11 protein-coding genes are annotated in these 16126 nt (G+C 69.3%); 7 read left to right on the top strand and 4 right to left on the bottom strand.

Going from position 1 to position 16126, the window contains the following annotated elements; genetic code table 11:
- Positions 1 to 10 precede the first annotated feature (10 nt).
- From ACW7GZ_RS01560 to ACW7GZ_RS01530, 7 genes are all read left to right on the top strand, one after another.
- Positions 11 to 1978 carry an alpha/beta hydrolase family protein gene (locus tag ACW7GZ_RS01560; protein WP_457001495.1) on the top strand — a complete coding sequence of 656 codons (1968 nt, stop codon included), beginning with the start codon at positions 11 to 13 and terminating at the stop codon, positions 1976 to 1978.
- A gap of 106 nt (positions 1979 to 2084) precedes the next feature.
- Positions 2085 to 4022, top strand: a complete 1938-nt coding sequence (locus ACW7GZ_RS01555) for an OPT family oligopeptide transporter (RefSeq protein ID WP_457001497.1) — start codon at positions 2085 to 2087, stop codon at positions 4020 to 4022.
- 67 nt (positions 4023 to 4089) lie between these two features.
- On the top strand, positions 4090 to 6168 hold the full coding sequence (locus tag ACW7GZ_RS01550) for a prolyl oligopeptidase family serine peptidase (protein ID WP_457001499.1): 2079 nt from the start codon (positions 4090 to 4092) through the stop codon (positions 6166 to 6168).
- Positions 6169 to 6327: 159 nt separating this feature from the next.
- Positions 6328 to 7599, top strand: coding sequence for a DUF819 family protein (locus ACW7GZ_RS01545; protein ID WP_457007955.1), 1272 nt, complete (start codon positions 6328 to 6330; stop codon positions 7597 to 7599).
- Positions 7596 to 8798 carry a glycosyltransferase family 2 protein gene (locus ACW7GZ_RS01540; protein ID WP_457007466.1) on the top strand — a complete coding sequence of 401 codons (1203 nt, stop codon included), beginning with the start codon at positions 7596 to 7598 and terminating at the stop codon, positions 8796 to 8798. Before ACW7GZ_RS01545 ends, ACW7GZ_RS01540 begins: the two co-directional genes overlap by 4 nt.
- On the top strand, positions 8795 to 9523 hold the full coding sequence (locus tag ACW7GZ_RS01535; RefSeq protein ID WP_457007464.1) for a class I SAM-dependent methyltransferase: 729 nt from the start codon (positions 8795 to 8797) through the stop codon (positions 9521 to 9523). The genes ACW7GZ_RS01540 and ACW7GZ_RS01535 overlap by 4 nt, the downstream gene beginning before the upstream one ends.
- A 52-nt stretch (positions 9524 to 9575) precedes the next feature.
- Positions 9576 to 11495, top strand: a complete 1920-nt coding sequence (locus tag ACW7GZ_RS01530) for a hypothetical protein (protein WP_457007463.1) — start codon at positions 9576 to 9578, stop codon at positions 11493 to 11495.
- Here ACW7GZ_RS01530 and ACW7GZ_RS01525 read toward each other — a convergent pair.
- The 4 genes from ACW7GZ_RS01525 to ACW7GZ_RS01510 all read right to left on the bottom strand — a co-directional run bounded on the left by ACW7GZ_RS01525 (position 11462) and on the right by ACW7GZ_RS01510 (position 16075).
- A complete protein-coding gene (locus tag ACW7GZ_RS01525) occupies positions 11462 to 11686 on the bottom strand; it encodes a YbdD/YjiX family protein (RefSeq protein ID WP_457001501.1) in 225 nt (74 codons plus the stop codon). The two genes, ACW7GZ_RS01530 and ACW7GZ_RS01525, sit on opposite strands and share 34 nt — an antisense overlap.
- Entirely contained in the window at positions 11686 to 13761 is a 2076-nt protein-coding gene (locus ACW7GZ_RS01520) for a carbon starvation CstA family protein (protein WP_457007461.1), read from the bottom strand. The genes ACW7GZ_RS01525 and ACW7GZ_RS01520 overlap by 1 nt, the downstream gene beginning before the upstream one ends.
- 123 nt (positions 13762 to 13884) lie before the next feature.
- The gene (locus ACW7GZ_RS01515) at positions 13885 to 14883 is read right to left on the bottom strand and encodes a magnesium and cobalt transport protein CorA (RefSeq protein ID WP_457001505.1); all 999 of its coding nucleotides are present in this window, start codon (positions 14881 to 14883) and stop codon (positions 13885 to 13887) included.
- A 7-nt stretch (positions 14884 to 14890) separates the two neighbouring features.
- A complete protein-coding gene (locus ACW7GZ_RS01510; protein ID WP_457007459.1) occupies positions 14891 to 16075 on the bottom strand; it encodes a lipoprotein N-acyltransferase Lnb domain-containing protein in 1185 nt (394 codons plus the stop codon).
- Positions 16076 to 16126: the final 51 nt, after the last annotated feature.

Below are 16126 nucleotides of genomic sequence, written 5' to 3'. Positions count from 1 at the left end.
GGGAAACAGGATGAAGCGTGGAAGTGGGTTCGCACTGGCTGCGATGCTGGCCATGGTGTCCGTGCCGGCGATGGCGGCGACGGGCATCGACCTGGATGCATACGTCAAGAAAGATGCCTTCGTCGACATCAAGCTCTCGCCCACTGGCGAGTACTACGCGGCGACGGTACCGCTGGAAGACCAGATGGGCCTGGTCATCATCAAGGCCTCGGACAACCAGATCTCGACCGCGCTGAGGCTTGGCAAGAACACGCACTTCGCGGGCTTCAGCTGGGTCAGCCCCGAGCGCGTGGTGCTCAGCGTGGCGGAAAAGATGGGAACGATGGACGCGCCGCAGCCCACCGGTGAGCTGTATGCACTGGATGCCGATGGCAGCGACAAGCAGCTGCTGATCGGCCAGCGCGTCGTCGGTTCGGGCTCGGGGACCCGCATCCAGACCCAGCGGGCCGATCGCGTGGCCGCCTTCCTGATCGATCCGCTGCTGGACGACGCGCGCTATTCGCTGGTGTCGACGGAACGTTTCGGCACCGATCCATATACGCGCGCCGAGCGCCTGGACATCTACACCGGCCGCCGCACCCTGGCGGCCACCGCGCCGATCCGGAACGCAAGCTTCACCACCGACAACACCGGGGCCGTGCGCTTTGCGCATGGCGCGGGCTATGACATCGTCAACAAGCTCTATTACCGTGCCGGCGCCGGTGCGGACTGGGTGCTGGTCAACGACGAGTCGGCCAGCGGGCGCGCGGAGTGGCCGGTGGGGTTTTCCGCCGACAACGCGATCGCCTACCTGAACGTCGAACAGGCGGAAGGGCCCGACCGGATCGTCGCGTATGACGTGGCGACCGGTGAGCGGACCACGGTCCTTGCCGACGCGACCGGCGACCCGGTGGTCCTCCATGCCCCGGGCACGCGGGTGCCGGTGGGCGCGCTGTTCGTCGATGGCCGGCCGCGGACTGCGTTCTTCGATCCACAGTCCGAGCATGCACGCCTGTACCGCAGCCTCGAGGCCGCGTTCGAAGGCCATGCCGTGTACATCACCTCCAGCACGGCCGACGGCCGCAAGGTGCTGGTCCAGGTCTGGAGCGATCGCAATCCGGGCGACTTCTACGTCTACGACACGGTCGACAAGAAGGCCGCACACGTCGTGGCGCGTGCGCAGTGGTTCGATCCCGCGATGATGGCCGAGCGCCGCCCGGTCAGCCTCGAGGCGCGCGACGGGTTGAAGCTGCAAGGCTTCGTCACGATTCCCGCCGGGTCGGATGGCCGCGGCCTGCCGATGGTGGTGTTGCCGCACGGCGGACCCTTCGGCATCTTCGATACCTGGGGCTTCGACAACGAAGCGCAGATGCTCGCGGACGCCGGGTACGCCGTGCTGCAGGTGAACTTCCGCGGCTCCGGCAGCCAGGGTCGCGCGTTCGAGCACGCCGGCGCGCGCCAATGGGGTGGTGCGATGCAGGACGACGTCACCGACGCCACCCGCTGGGCCGTGGCCCAGGGCATCGCCGACGCCAGCCGGATCTGCATCTACGGCAGCAGCTACGGCGGCTACGCGGCGCTGATGGGCGCGGCGAAGGAACCCTCCCTGTACCGCTGTGCGGCCGGCAACGTCGGCGTCTACGACCTGCCGACCATGCACACGCATGGCGACGTGCAGAAGCGCGGTTCGGGCATGACCTACCTGAGCGAATGGATCGGCGAACGTGACGCGCTCGGCGCCGTGTCGCCCACGCGCATGGCCGATCGCATCAAGGTGCCGGTGTTCCTGGCGGCGGGCGGCAAGGACGAGCGCGCGCCCATCGAGCACAGCAAGCAGATGGAGCGCGCCCTGGTGAACGCCGGGGTGCCGGTCGAGACGGCCTATTTCCCGACCGAAGGGCATGGCTACTACGACGACGCCAACCGCTACGAGTACTACAGCAGGCTGCTCGCCTTCCTTGGCAGGCACCTGGGCGGCAAGACCGCGGCCGAACGATAGGCCCGGGATGTTTCCTGCGCCCGCCGCCACTGCGGCGCGGCGCGGGGATCTGGACGCGTAGGCCCGGGAGGGCTAGCGTTGGGTCTTCTCCGGGGGATGAACCTTGATGACCGACCATGAACGTGGCTCCGTGCCCCAGCTGACCGTCCGTGCCGTGCTGCTGGCGATCGTGCTGGCGGTGATCCTTGCCGCGGCCAACGCCTACCTCGGCCTGTTCGCGGGCCTGACCATCGCCACCGCGATTCCGGCCGCGGTGGTTTCGATGGGTGTGCTGCGGCTGCTTGGCGGCGGCACGATCCTTGAAAACAACATCGTCCAGACCGGCGCTTCTGCCGGGTCGTCGATCGCCGCGGGCGTGATCTTCACCATCCCGGCGCTGGTGATCCTCGGCTACTGGGATGACTTCCGCTATTGGTGGGTGCTGGCGATCGCCGGTCTCGGCGGCCTGCTTGGCGTCCTGTTCTCGGTGCCGCTGCGGCGCACGATGATCGTCGAGGATCCGCTGCCGTTCCCCGAGGGCAAGGCCGCCGCTGAAGTGCTCAAGGCCGGTGAGAATCCCGGGCAGGGGCTGAAGATCCTGGCCCTGGCCGCCACCGTGGGCGCGGTGGTCAAGCTCGCGGCCCAGAGCGGCCTGCGCATGATCCCGGACAATGCCGTGGCCGCGGGCTTCATCGACAGGTACTTGGGCTACATGGGCACCAACCTGTCGCCGGCGCTGCTGGGCGTGGGCTACATCGTGGGCCTGAACATCGGCATCGTGGTGCTGTCCGGCGCGATCCTGTCCTGGAACATCGCCATCCCGCTGTATCACGCGTTCTTCCTCGGCAGCGACCCGGTGCTTGCCGCGCAGCTGGCCGGTGCGTCGGCCGCGGATGCCGCCGGCGCGATCTGGTCGACGAAGATCCGCTACCTGGGCGTGGGTGCGATGCTGATCGGCGGCATCTGGACGCTGTTTTCGCTGCGCAAATCGCTGCTGTCGGGCGTGAAGAGCGGCATCGCCGCCGCGCGCAAGGGCAACGACGGGGAGGTCCCCGAGACCGAGCGCGACCTGCCGATGAAGTGGATGCTGATCGCGCTGCTGCTGTTCGTGATCCCGCTGCTGGTGCTGTACCAGGCGATCGTCGGCAACTGGTTCGTCAGCGTGCCGATGACGATCATCATGATCGTGGCCGGTTTCCTGTTCGTGTCGGTGTCGGCTTACCTGGCGGGCCTGGTGGGCTCGTCGAACAACCCGGTGTCCGGCATCACCATCGCCACCATCCTGTTCGCCGCCGCGGTCCTGGTGCTGCTGCTCGGGCGCGACTCGCCGGTGGGCGCGGTGGCGGCGATCATGATCGGCGCGGTGGTGTGCTGCGCGGCGGCGGTCGGCGGCGACAACCTGCAGGACCTCAAGGCCGGCTACATCGTCGGCGCCACGCCATGGAAGCAACAGCTGATGCTCGGCATCGGCGCGTTCTCATGCGCGCTGATCATGGCGCCGGTGCTCAACCTGCTGGCCCAGGCCTACGGCATCGGCGCGCCGACGCCTGAACAGCCCAACTCGCTGGCCGCGCCGCAGGCGACGCTGATGGCCTCGGTGGCCAAGGGCATGTTCGGCGGCGAGCTGCCCTGGAACATGATCGCGATCGGCGCGGGCGTCGGCGCGGCGATCATCGCCTTCGACGAGTGGCTGAAGGCGCGCGCCTCGACCTTCCGCGTGCCGGTGCTGGCGGCCGCGATCGGCATCTACCTGCCGATCGAGCTGATGGTGCCGATCTTCCTCGGCGGCGTGCTGGCGTGGCTGGTGGAGCGCCGGCACGGCGTGCATGCCACGGACGAGGCCGGGCGCGATCGCGTCCATCGCCCGGGCACCCTGTTCGCGGCCGGGCTGATCACCGGCGAGGCGTTGATGGGCATCGCCATCGCCGTGCCGATCGTGCTCACCGAGCGCGCCGACGTGCTGGCGGTGGCGGAGTCGCTGCATTTCAACCAGTGGGTCGGCCTGATGGTGATGGCAGTGGTTGCGTGGCTGCTGTATCGCAGCAGCGGGAAGCGGGAAGCCTGACCTTCCGCCTTTGCGCCCGCCGCCGCCGGCCCCTACCATCGGGACTTTCCGTCCGGAGTCCCGATCCATGCCGCGCATCGCCCTGCTGACCCTGTGCCTGTTCGCCGCGCTGCCCGCGGTCGCCGATGCCCGCGGCCTCGAGGCGCGCGACCTCGCCGCCATGCAACGCGTGTCTTCGCCGACGCTGTCGCCGGATGGCAGGCACCTGGTGTTCGCGCAGCGCACCGTCGAGCTCGAGGCCAACAGCGCGTCTTCGGCGCTGTACGCGCGCAACCTGGTGACCCGCGACCTGGCGCCGCCCAAGCGGCTCACGCCGGAGGGCTGGAGCGTCAATTCGCCGTCGTTCTCGCCCGACGGCGCCACGGTCTACTTCCTCAGCGCGAAGAACGGCTCGCAGCAGCTCTACGCGATCCCGCTGGCTGGCGGCAAGCCGCGCCAGCTGACTGCGTTCGAGGCCGATGTCGGCACCTACCACGTCTCGCCGGACGGCAGCCGCATCGCGTTCAGTGCCGACACCTTCGGCGACTGCGGTGCGGACTTTGCCTGCACCAAGGCGCGACTGGACGAACGCGAGGCGTCGAAGGCCACCGGCGTGGTCTACGACCAGCTGTTCGTCCGCCACTGGGATACCTGGGCCGATGGCCGCCGCAACCGCCTCTTCGTCGCCAACCTGCCGGGCGGCAAGGGCAAGCCGGTCGTCGCCGCCACCGCGGTGAGCGGCGCGCTCGACGGCGACGTGCCGGGCAAGCCCTTCGGCGGCGCCGGTGATTACGCCTGGGCGCCGGATGGCGCAAGCATCGTGGCCAGCGTGAACGTGGCCGGCCGCGAAGAGGCCTGGTCGACCAACTACGACCTCTACCGCCTGGACGCCGCGGGTTCCGCCGCGCCGGTCAACCTGACTGCGGACAACAAGGCCTGGGATGCAGGCCCGGTGTTCAGCGCCGACGGCCAGACCCTGTTCTATCGCGCGATGGCGCGCGCCGGCTTCGAGGCCGACCGCTACGCGCTGATGGCGCTGGACCTTGCCAGCGGCGAGCGCCGCGAAATCGCGCCCGACTGGGACCGTTCGCCCAGCAGCATCACGCCGTCGCCCGACGGCCGCGCGCTGTACGTGGCCGCGCAGGACACGGGCGAATACCCGCTGTTCACCGTCGACGTCGCGAGCGGCGAGGTCACGCGCCTGGTCGATGGCGGCAGCGTGTCCTCGTTCGCAGTCGCCGGCGACAGCCTGGTCTTCAGCCGCAACGCCATCGACACCGGCGACGTCATCTACGCGGCCTCGCTTGATGGCCAGGGCCAGCGCGCGATCACCCCGACCGCGGCCGAGCGCCTGCCCGGGGTCGACTTCGGCGCCTTCGAGCAGTTCAGTTTCAAGGGCGCGGACGACGCCACCGTGCACGGCTACGTGGTCAAGCCCTGGAACTTCGAGGAGGGCCGCGAGTATCCGGTGGCCTTCCTGATCCACGGCGGCCCGCAGGGCAGCTTCGGCAACGGCTGGAGCTACCGCTGGAACCCGCAGACCTATGCCGGCCAGGGCTATGCGGTGGTGATGATTGATTTCCACGGCTCCACCGGCTACGGCCAGGACTTCACCGACGCCATCACCGGCAACTGGGGCGATGCGCCGCTGGTCGACCTGCAGAAGGGCTGGGCGGCGGCGCAGGAGAAGTACGACTACCTGGACGGCGACCGCGCCTGCGCGCTTGGCGCCAGCTACGGCGGCTACATGGTCAACTGGCTGGCCGGCAACTGGTTCGACCGCCAGGGCAACGCGCCGTTCAAGTGCCTGGTCAACCACGACGGCGTGTTCGACACGCGCTCGATGGGCTACGTGACCGAGGAACTGTGGTTTACCGAGTGGGAAAACGGCGGCACGCCGTACGACAACCCCAAGGCCTACGAGAAGTTCAACCCGGTCAACCACGTGTCGAAGTGGAAGGTGCCGATGCTGGTGGTGCAGGGCGAGAAGGACTACCGGGTGCCGGTGGACCAGGGCCTGTCCGCGTTCACCGCGCTGCAGCGCCGGGGCATCGAGTCGAAGCTGCTGTACTTCCCGGACGAGAACCACTGGGTGCTGAAGCCGCAGAACAGCATTCTCTGGCACGACACCGTCAACGCCTGGCTGAAACAGCACATCGGCGAGTAGGCGTTACCGCGCGCGGCCGGCCCGGTGCCGGCCGCGCGTGACCCCGCATCCTTTTGATTCGCAGCTATAGCTGCTCCTACACGAGCGACAGGAACCCTGCCGATGGCACCTGCATCCACCGCGCGCGACGCCTCCGCCGAAGCCGCCGCCATCGACGCCATGGATCCGGTCGGCGCAGCCGATGCGATCGACGCCGTTGCCCCGCTGATCACCAACGACATCGTCGTGTTCGGCCTGATCGCAGCATCCCTGGGGCTGATTTTCTGGTTGGCATCGGGCCCGACGCCGTTCTGGAAGAAGTTCTTCGCCTGGGTGCCGGCACTGCTGCTGTGCTACTTCGTGCCTGCGATCTACAACACCGCCGGGTTGATCGATGGCGAAACCAGCGCGCTTTACAACCCGGTTGCCAGCCGCGTGCTGCTGCCGGCGGCGCTGGTGCTGCTGACGCTGTCGATCGACCTCAAGGGCATCCTCAGGCTTGGACCGAAGCTGCTGTTCGTGTTCTGCGCCGGCACCCTGGGCATCGCCCTGGGCGCCTTCGTCAGCTTCCAGCTGATGGAATGGTTCTGGCCGGCCGCCGTGGCCGGCGACACCTGGAAGGGCATGGCCGCGCTGTCGGGCAGCTGGATCGGCGGCGGCGCCAACATGGTGGCGATCCGCGAGATCTACGAGGTCGATGCGACCCTGTTCGGCCAGTTCGCGGTGGTCGACGTGGCCATCGCCAGCCTGTGGCTGGCCACGCTGCTGTTCCTGGCCAACCGCGCCCCGCAGATCGACGCGCGCACCGGTGCCGACACGCGGGCCATCGACGAAATGAAGGACCGCATCTCGGCCTATGAGGCCGCCAACGCCCGCATCCCCACGCTCACCGACCTGATGGTGATCGTGGGCGTGGCCTTCGGCCTGGTCGGCCTCGCGCACTTCATCGCGGACCCGGCCTCGGCCTGGTTCAAGGCCAACACGAGCTGGGCCAGCCAGTTCAGCCTCGACGCGCCCTTCGTCTGGGTGATCGTGTTGTCCACGCTGGGCGGCCTGCTGCTCAGCTTCACGCCCATGCGCCGGCTGGAGAACGCCGGCGCGTCGAAGATGGGTACGGTGTTCCTCTACTTCCTGATCGCCTGCATCGGCATGCAGATGGACTTCTTCAAGCTCGCCGAGCGCTTGGAGCTGGTCGTGATCGGCCTGATCTGGATGGCGGTGCACATCCTCGTGCTGTTCGCCGCGGCAAGGCTGGTGCGGGCACCCCTGTTCTATTTCGCGGTGGGCTCGCAGGGCAACATCGGCGCCGCGGCGTCCGCGCCAGTGGTGGCCGCCGCCTTCCATCCGTCGCTGGCGCCCGTGGGTGTTCTGCTGGGAACAGTGGGCTACGCCACCGGCACCGTGGTCGCCTATGGCATCGGGCAAGTGCTGCGGGTGATGGCGGGCGCATGACCACCGCGCCCGGCACGCCCGCGCCTGGCGGGGACGCGGCGGGGCCCGGGCTTGAGCTCACCATCCTCATGCCCTGCCTCGACGAGGCGGAAACCCTGGCCACCTGCGTCCGCAAGGCACAGGCGTTCCTGGCCGGCTCCGGCGTGCAGGGTGAAGTGCTGGTGGCCGACAACGGCAGCGTCGACGGCTCCCGCGGGATCGCGATCGTGGAGGGCGCACGCGTGGTCGAGGTTCCCGAGCGCGGCTATGGCGCCGCGCTCCTGGCCGGGATCGCGCGCGCGCGCGGCCGCTTCGTGGTGATGGGCGACGCCGACGACTCCTACGACTTCTCGCGGCTCATGCCGTTCGTCGAAGGCCTCCGCGGCGGCAGCGACCTGGTGATCGGCAACCGCTTCCGCGGGGGCATCGCGAAGGGCGCCATGCCCTTCCTGCACAGGTACCTCGGCAATCCCGTGCTGAGCTTCCTCGGGCGGCTGTTCTTCGGCGTCAAGGTGCGCGACTTCCACTGCGGCCTGCGCGGCTTCGATCGCGACCGGTTCCTTGCGCTCGGGCTTGCGGGCCGGGGCATGGAGTTCGCCAGCGAGATGGTGGTGAAGGCATCGCTCGCCGGATACCGCATCAGCGAGGTGCCGACTACCCTGAAGCCCGACGGTCGGTCCCGGGCGCCGCACCTGCGCACCTGGCGCGATGGATGGCGGCACCTGCGCTTCCTGCTGGTGCACAGCCCGCGCTGGTTGTTCCTGCTGCCGGGCGCGGCGCTGGCGGCGGTGGGCATTGCGGCCATGGCCGTGATCGGCATGCACAGCGTGGAGATCGGCGGCCTGAACCTGGATGTGCACACCCTGTCCTATGCCGGCGCGGCGATCGTGCTTGGCGTGCAGATGGTGCTGTTCGCCGTGCTCACCACTTCGATGGGGATCCGCCATGGCTGGCTGCCGGCGGATGGCCGCGGCAGGGGGCTGCTCGCGGCGTTCACGCTGGAGCGCTGTCTGGTCGCAGCGCTGTTGATGTTCCTCGCCGGCATCGCGATGTCGCTTTACGCGGTGTACCTGTGGGCCGCGCGCGACTTCGGCGTGCTGGACCCCAGCACCACCATGCGCTGGGTGATTCCTTCGGTCACGCTGATGGGCGTCGGCGGCCAGGTCGGCCTGGCGGCGTTCTTCCTGGAGGCGCTGCGCCTGCCGGACGCCGCGAGGTGAGCCGCAGACGCGGCATCGGCGCGCAGTACAACGCCGCCCGCGGTGGCGGAGCCACCGATCGCGTGTCCACTTTCATGCGGCGCCGGATGTACGCACGTTTCATCGCCGCTGGCGTGGCGGCGGATGACCGGATCCTCGATGTCGGCGTCACCAGCGACCGCGAGCAGCTCGCGTCCAACTATCTGGAGGCATGGCACCCGCGCAAGGACACGATCACCGCCTGTGGCCTCGACGATGCCTCGTTCCTGGAAGAGGTGTACCCCGGCATGCGCTTCGTGCGCGGCGACGGCAAGGATCTGCCGTTTCCCGATGCGAGCTTCGACTGGGTGCATTCCAGCGCGGTCCTGGAGCACGTGGGCTCGGCGGCCGAGCAGGCCAGGTTCATCGCGGAGCTGCACCGGGTGAGCAGGAAGGGCATCTTCCTGACCACGCCCAACCGCTGGTTCCCGGTAGAGTTCCACACCGTGCTGCCGCTGCTGCACTGGCTGCCCAAGCCCTGGTTCCGCGCGCTGCTGCGGCGGCTCGGGCACCACGCGCTGGCGCTGGAGGAAAACCTCAACCTCATGGGGCGGCGCGAGCTGGCCCGGGCATGCGCGCAGGCGAAGCTGCCGGCGTGGGAGATCGGCAGCGTCTCGCTGCTGGGCTGGCCGAGCAACCTGCTGCTGGTCGCGCACCGTCCCCGACCGGCACCGGCACCGGCACAGGTGGCGGGGCAGCCGCAGTGAGGGCCCGCGGGTGACGCCCGGGGCCGGCATCGACGCGAAGCGGGGATGGACCATGGCCGCCGTCCTCGCGGCGTCGTCGCTCCTGTTCATAACGCTGGTCCACCACCTGCCGGTGTCGATCCTGGTGGGCGCGGGCCACGACGATGCCTGGTTCTGGCAGCGAGCCGAACACATCGCGGCCGGCCGATGGCTCGGCGCGTTCGACCAGATGACCCTCATCAAGGGCCCCGGCTATCCGCTGTTCCTTGCCGCAAGCCACGTCCTGGGCCTGCCGGGCACGACGATGCAGGCCGTGTTGCATTGCGCGGCGTGCCTGCTGCTTGGCGTCGCGGTGCATCGCATGTGCGGCCGCCCGCTGCTGGCGACGCTGCTGGTGGTCGCCCTGCAGTGGCAGCCCGCGGCCCTGGGGTGGAACCGCGTGATCCGCGACAACATCGGCGGCGCCCAGGCCATCCTCGTGCTCGCCTGCCTGCTGCTTTTCATGTACGCACCGCGGCAAGGCCGGCGCGGGTTGCGATGGGCGGTGCTGGCCGGGCTGGCGTCCGGATGGCTGTGGTCCACGCGCGAGGACGCGGTCTGGGTGGTTCCCGGCATCGCGCTGCTGCTGCTGGCCCATGTCGCGACGACCTGGCGCAGCCCCGGGGAGCGGCGGCGTACCGGCATCGGCATCGCGCTCGTCGGGCTCGGCTTCGCCGGATGGCTGTCGCTGGTGGCGGGCATCAACCTGGCCAGCTACGGCGTGTTCACTACGGTCGACACCCGGGCCTCGTCCTACCGCGATGCGCTCTCGGCGCTGCACCGGGTGCGCGTGGGCCCGCCGGTACCGTACGTGCCCGTGCCGGGGCCGGTGAGGGAGGCGGTCTACGCTGCGAGCCCGTCGTTCGCGCGCCTGCGTCCCTACTTGGAGGACCCGGCACGGCGTGGCGGCGACCCCTGCCGGCAGGCGCCGGACGCCTGCATCGACTACGGCGGTGGCCGCTTCCTGTGGGTGTTGCGCGCGGCCGCCGCGTCCATCGGCGAGTACCGGTCGGCACCCGCGGCCGACGCGTATTTCCGCCAGGTGGCCGATGAGATCGGCGCGGCCTGCGACGACGGGTCGCTGGCGTGCACGCGCCCGATCGTGGCCAGCATCCCGCCCGTGGACCGGGCGCAATGGGAGACGGTCCCGGCGCGCATCGGCAAGGCGGCGTCGCTGCTTGCCTGGCAGGGCGTCGGCGGCGGCCAGCCGCCGAGCGACACGGCCGCCGGCCAAGCCGGGGCGATGTGGCGTTTTGTCGGGAGTCCGCCGGTGCGCGATCCACCCGCAGCCCTGGGTGTGCGGGTGGGCGGCTGGTTCCATGGCGCGCCCGGGGAATGGCTGGTGCTGCGCTGCGCGGCGCCGGACGCGCGCATGGCCGTGGAGCGTAAGCCAAGCCCGGACGTTGCCCGCCACTTCCAGGATCCGGGCGCAGGTATGAACCGCTTCGACCTCGCCGCGCCGGCCATCGAGGGCTGCGTATTCCAGTCCACCGCCGGCCCCGGCGACGTGCCGCTCACGTCGTTTGCCGCGACGCCCGCGTCGTCACGCCTGGGTTCGGGCACGCTGAACATCGATGCGATGTCCGCGGGCATCCCGCTGGCGGCGCGCGAGGAGGCTTGGCCGCGCGCAGCGAGGCATGTCGTCTGGGAAATCCATGCGCGGGTCCTGCCGTGGCTGGCCGCCGCAGGCCTGTTCGCCTTTGCCTGGAGCATGCTGCGGGCGGCAGGCCGGCGGCGGCTTTCACCGCTGCAGGCGCTGGCTGCGTCGGCCTGGTGCCTGGTGGCCGCGCGCGTCGGCCTGCTGGTGCTGGTGGACATGTCGGCCTTCGCGGCCATCCGCATAGACTATCTGCAGCCGGCGTTCCCGCTGTTGCTGCTGGCGGCCATCGCGTCGCTTGCCACGCTTGGCGATGGCCGCCCTCAGCAGCAGCGAAACCCGCCGCGCCCGCCGTAGCGGGCCTCCTGGCGTTCGCGGAAGAAGGTCGGGTAGTCCATCGGCTCGCGGTCCGGATGTTTCTCCAGCACGTGGCGCACGTAGTTGTCGTAGTCCGGGATGCCGCAGCACAGCCGGGCGGTCTGCACCATCCTCCGCCACACACGCTTGTGCGTGGCGAAGTGGTCCAGCGTGACCAGCTGGCCGGCCATCAGAGCCAGACCTTCTGCTGCTCTTCGGTCAGCGCGACGTAGGGTGTCTCGCGATCGGTGCGCGCCGGGTTCGCGCGCGCCTTGCGGACCGCGAGCACCGAGTAGAACAGCACCGCCAGCACCACGAACATGAAGAGTGCCGTCAGGCCCGCGTTGACGTAGTTGTTGATCATGATCTGCTGCATGCCGCCGAAGTCCTTCGACGGCGCGATCAGCTCGCCGGCATCCAGCGCCGCGCGGTACTTGTTGGCCTGCGCCATGAAGCCCACGCCGGGATTGCCGTCGAAGATCTTGATCCAGCCGGCGCTGAGCGTGCAGGCCAGCAGCCACACCGTGGGCACGATCGACACCCAGGCGTAGCGGTCCTTCTTCATCTTGAACAGCACCACCGTGCACAGCATCAGCGCGATGCCCGCCAGCATCTGGTTGGCGATGCCGAACAGCGGCCACAGCATGTTGATGCCGCCCAGCGGGTCGGTCACGCCCTGGTACAGGAAGTATCCCCACAGCGCCACGCAGCCCGCGGTGGCGACCAGGTTCGGCACCCAGGCGTCGGTCTTGCGCATGACCGGGACGAAGTTGCCGAGCAGGTCCTGCAGCATGAAGCGCCCGGCGCGGGTGCCGGCGTCGACCGCGGTGAGGATGAACAGCGCCTCGAACAGGATCGCGAAGTGGTACCAGAACGCCATCATGCCGTCGCCCGGGATCACCGCGTGGAAGATCTGCGCGATGCCTACGGCCAGCGTCGGCGCGCCGCCGGCGCGGGAAATAATCGAGGCCTCGCCAACGTCCTCGGCGGTCTGGATCAGCACCTCGGGCGTGACCACGAAGCCCCAGCTCGACACGATTTCAGCCACCGCCGCCGGGTCGGTGCCGATGACCGCCGCCGGGCTGTTCATGGCGAAGTACACGCCCGGGTCGATGATCGATGCCGCGACCATGGCCATGATCGCCACGAACGATTCCATCAGCATGCCGCCGTAACCCAGGTACGGCGCGTGGCGCTCGTTGGCCATCAGCTTGGGCGTGGTGCCGGATGCGATCAGCGCGTGGAAGCCCGAGACCGCGCCGCAGGCGATGGTGATGAACAGGAACGGGAACATCGAGCCCTTCCAGACCGGGCCGGTGCCGTCGGTGAACTGGGTCAGCGCAGGCATGCGCAGCTCCGGCATCACGATCAGGATGCCGACCGCCAGGCCGATGATCACGCCGATCTTGAGGAAGGTGGACAGGTAGTCGCGCGGCGCCAGCAGCAGCCACACCGGCAGCACCGCGGCGACGAAGCCGTAGCCGATCAGCATCCAGGTGATCTGGACGCCGGTGAAGGTGAAGGCCGGACCCCAGGTCGGGTGCGCGGCGACCTGGCCGCCGTACCAGATCGCCGCCACCAGCAGCACCAGGCCGATGACCGAAATTTCGCCGACCCTGCCGGGCCGGAGGTAGCGCATGTAGATGCCCATGAAGATCGCGATCGGCATCGTTGCGATCACGGTGAACATGCCCCAGGGACTCTCGGCCAGGGCCTTCACCACGATCATCGCCAGCACGGCCAGGATGATGATCATGATCAGGAAGGCGCCGAACAGCGCGATGGTGCCGGGCACCTGGCCCATCTCCTCGCGCACCAGGTCGCCGAGCGAGCGGGCGTCGCGGCGGCTGGAGACCACCAGCACCATGAAGTCCTGCACCGCGCCGGCAAGCACCACGCCGACGATCAGCCACAGGGTGCCGGGCAGGTAGCCCATCTGGGCCGCCAGCACCGGGCCGACCAGCGGGCCGGCGCCCGCGATCGCGGCGAAGTGGTGGCCGAACAGTACGTGCTTGTTGGTGGGCACGTAGTCCAGGCCGTCGTTGTTGATCATCGCCGGCGTTGCGCGGGTCGCGTCCAGCTCGAAGACCCTGTCGGCGATGAAGCGCGCGTAAAAACGGTACGCCACGAGGTAGATCGAGACCGCCGCGACCACGATCCACAGCGCGTTGATGGGTTCGCCGCGACGCAGGGCGATGGTTCCGAGGCAGAACGCACCGAGCAGCGCAAGCACCGCCCAGGCCAGTTTTCCGAGTCCACCCTTCATGTGATTCCCCGTCAGGTTGCAGGCTGCAACAAGGGTCTACCCATGGTCCGCCGGGGTCAATTGTCAATGCTGCGATGCGACACGATCGAGTCTACGACTTTGGTCGCAGGCCGCGGGCGTTGCTCAGAGCCACCGCACCTTGCGCAGGTACGAGTAGAGCGCGACCACCACCACCGCCACCACCCCCACCAGGACCGGATAGCTCCAGCGGCCCGACAGCTCGGGCATGTGTGCGAAGTTCATGCCGTACCAGCTGGTGATCAGGGTGGGCGCGGCCAGCAGCGCGGCCCAGCCGGCGAGGCGCTTCACGACCTCGCCCTGTGCCAGCGTCACCAGCGCCTGGTTGACGCTGATCGCCGTGCCCAGCATGTCGCGGAGCATGTCGATGCTGTCGTTGATCCGCACCGAATGGTCCAGCACGTCGCGCAGGTACAGGCGGATCTCGTCGTGCAGCAGGGGCGTGCTGCTGCGCAGCAGCTGCGACAACACGTCCTGCATCGGGGTCAGGGCCACGCGCATGTACGTCAGTTCGCGCTTGAGGTCGTACAGGCGGCGCAGGATGCCGCGGTGGAAGGTGTCGCGGAAGATGTCCTGTTCCAACGCCAGCAGCGTCGCCTTGAACTCGTCCACGATCGGCACGTAGTCGTCGACGATGGCGTCGAGCACCGCATACAGGGCGAAGCCGGGACCCAGCCCCAGCAACCCCGGATTGCGCTCCACCCGCGCCCGCGCAGGGGTGTAGGACGCCGAGGCGCCATGGCGCACGGTCACCAGGTAGCGCGCGCCCAGGAAGGCATGGGTTTCGCCGTAGCGGATGCGTTCGTCGACCACCTGCGCGGTGTTGGTCGTGACGAACAGCGAGTCGCCATAGGCTTCCAGCTTCGGGCGCTGGTGGGCGTGGTGGGCGTCCTCGACGGCAAGCGCATGCAGGTCGAACTCCTCCTGCAGCTTGGCCAGCACCGCCTCGTCGGGCTCGAACAGCCCGACCCAGACGAAGCTGCCGTCATCAACGGCGAGCACATCGCTGATTTCGTCGAGGCTGATGTCGCGCCGCCGGCCTTCGCGGTCATATGCGGCGCTGTTGATGACGCAGGCGGGCAGCGGCGGCGCGGGGGCGGTCATCGCCGCATCATGCGCCTTCGCGCCGGGGGCGGCGAAGGACCGCCACCAGGGCCAGATGCAGCGGCAGCATCAGGGCGATCCAGTGGCCGTTGCGTTGTGACTGCAGCGGCATCCACAGCAGGAACGGTGACAGCAGCACCAGCGCGGCGACGATCGCCGACAGGACCCGGAACGCCGTGCCGCCTTCGCCACCACGTGCGACGCGCCATGCGCCCGGGAGCAGCAGCAGGCACAGCGGATTGAACAACACCAGGTTGTGGTTGGCCCAGCCGAAGCGGTGCGCGGTGCCCAGCCAGATGTAAAGCATGAGTGCACCGACCAGGGCGCAGGCCAGCCAGGTCGCCATCGCCGCCCACGCCACGGCGCGGGGGCGCCCGCGCTGCGACCAGGCGAACGCGGCCAGCGCGAGTCCTGCAACAAGCCACGGGACCCAGGCGACCCGGCGCGGTTCGGGCTCGGGGCCGATCCGGTGCGGCAGCAGCGCTTCCTCCGATGCCACCAGCGGCCGCCCGTCCGCATGGCTCACGTCGCGCAGTGCGGTGGCCAGTCGCATCGGCACGAAGGCATCGTCCCAGAGCGCGTTGGGGCGGTCGGCGGCGGGCCCCAGGCCGAGATCGAAGCCCAGCGCCATCCAGGCCGCGGGGCGTGCCAGGCGTACGGCTTCGCTGCGGTAGGTATTGCCCTGCGAACGCCCCTGCATATGGCGGCGCAGCGCACCGCCAAGGCTCTCGTCGATGGCGTCGCGCACGCGCGTTGAGCAGTTGTCGGTGAAGTAGTCGTAGGCGTACTCGGCGTTCTCGGGGCGCGCGTTTTCGGCGAGACGGGCGGCGAGGCCGGCGGCCTGGGTGGCGTCGAGATCAAGCCATTGGATCGAAACGCCACGGCCGACGTCGCGATAGTAGGCAAGGTCGTCGGTGAGCGGCAGGACGACCAGGCGGTAGCGCATGTCGCCGCGCGCGAACCGGGCCACGAAATCCGGCTCGGTTGGATCAAAGAAGCCGAAGTTGTAGGAGAGCGGCGGGCCGGCCGCCGGGTCGTCGACCACGATCGCGTTGTGGCCGAAGCGTTCGAAGAAGATCTCGCCCGGCTGCATGGTGGCCACGCCGATGCGCGGCGCCGCCAGAGCCGGCAGCGTGCAGGCGAGGAGCACCAGCAGCAGGGTGCGGGCCAGGCGCCGGGCAAGGGTGCGCATGGCGCGTGGCGTGCGATCGGGGCCCGCGGGCATGCCGGCGGCTGCCCGGCG

The organism is Luteimonas sp. A537 (genome assembly GCF_054052065.1).
This window is presented reverse-complemented; position numbering and strand designations above follow the sequence as displayed.

What these genes read in the sequence shown, in the direction of transcription:
- ACW7GZ_RS01560 (WP_457001495.1), top strand. Translation starts at nt 11, where the DNA reads ATGAAGCGTGGAAGTGGGTTCGCACTGGCTGCGATGCTGGCCATGGTG.
- ACW7GZ_RS01555 (WP_457001497.1), top strand. Translation starts at nt 2,085, where the DNA reads ATGACCGACCATGAACGTGGCTCCGTGCCCCAGCTGACCGTCCGTGCC.
- ACW7GZ_RS01550 (WP_457001499.1), top strand. Translation starts at nt 4,090, where the DNA reads ATGCCGCGCATCGCCCTGCTGACCCTGTGCCTGTTCGCCGCGCTGCCC.
- ACW7GZ_RS01545 (WP_457007955.1), top strand. Translation starts at nt 6,328, where the DNA reads ATGGATCCGGTCGGCGCAGCCGATGCGATCGACGCCGTTGCCCCGCTG.
- ACW7GZ_RS01540 (WP_457007466.1), top strand. Translation starts at nt 7,596, where the DNA reads ATGACCACCGCGCCCGGCACGCCCGCGCCTGGCGGGGACGCGGCGGGG.
- ACW7GZ_RS01530 (WP_457007463.1), top strand. Translation starts at nt 9,576, where the DNA reads ATGGCCGCCGTCCTCGCGGCGTCGTCGCTCCTGTTCATAACGCTGGTC.
- ACW7GZ_RS01525 (WP_457001501.1), bottom strand. Translation starts at nt 11,686, where the DNA reads ATGGCCGGCCAGCTGGTCACGCTGGACCACTTCGCCACGCACAAGCGT.
- ACW7GZ_RS01520 (WP_457007461.1), bottom strand. Translation starts at nt 13,761, where the DNA reads ATGAAGGGTGGACTCGGAAAACTGGCCTGGGCGGTGCTTGCGCTGCTC.
- ACW7GZ_RS01515 (WP_457001505.1), bottom strand. Translation starts at nt 14,883, where the DNA reads ATGACCGCCCCCGCGCCGCCGCTGCCCGCCTGCGTCATCAACAGCGCC.
- ACW7GZ_RS01510 (WP_457007459.1), bottom strand. Translation starts at nt 16,075, where the DNA reads ATGCGCACCCTTGCCCGGCGCCTGGCCCGCACCCTGCTGCTGGTGCTC.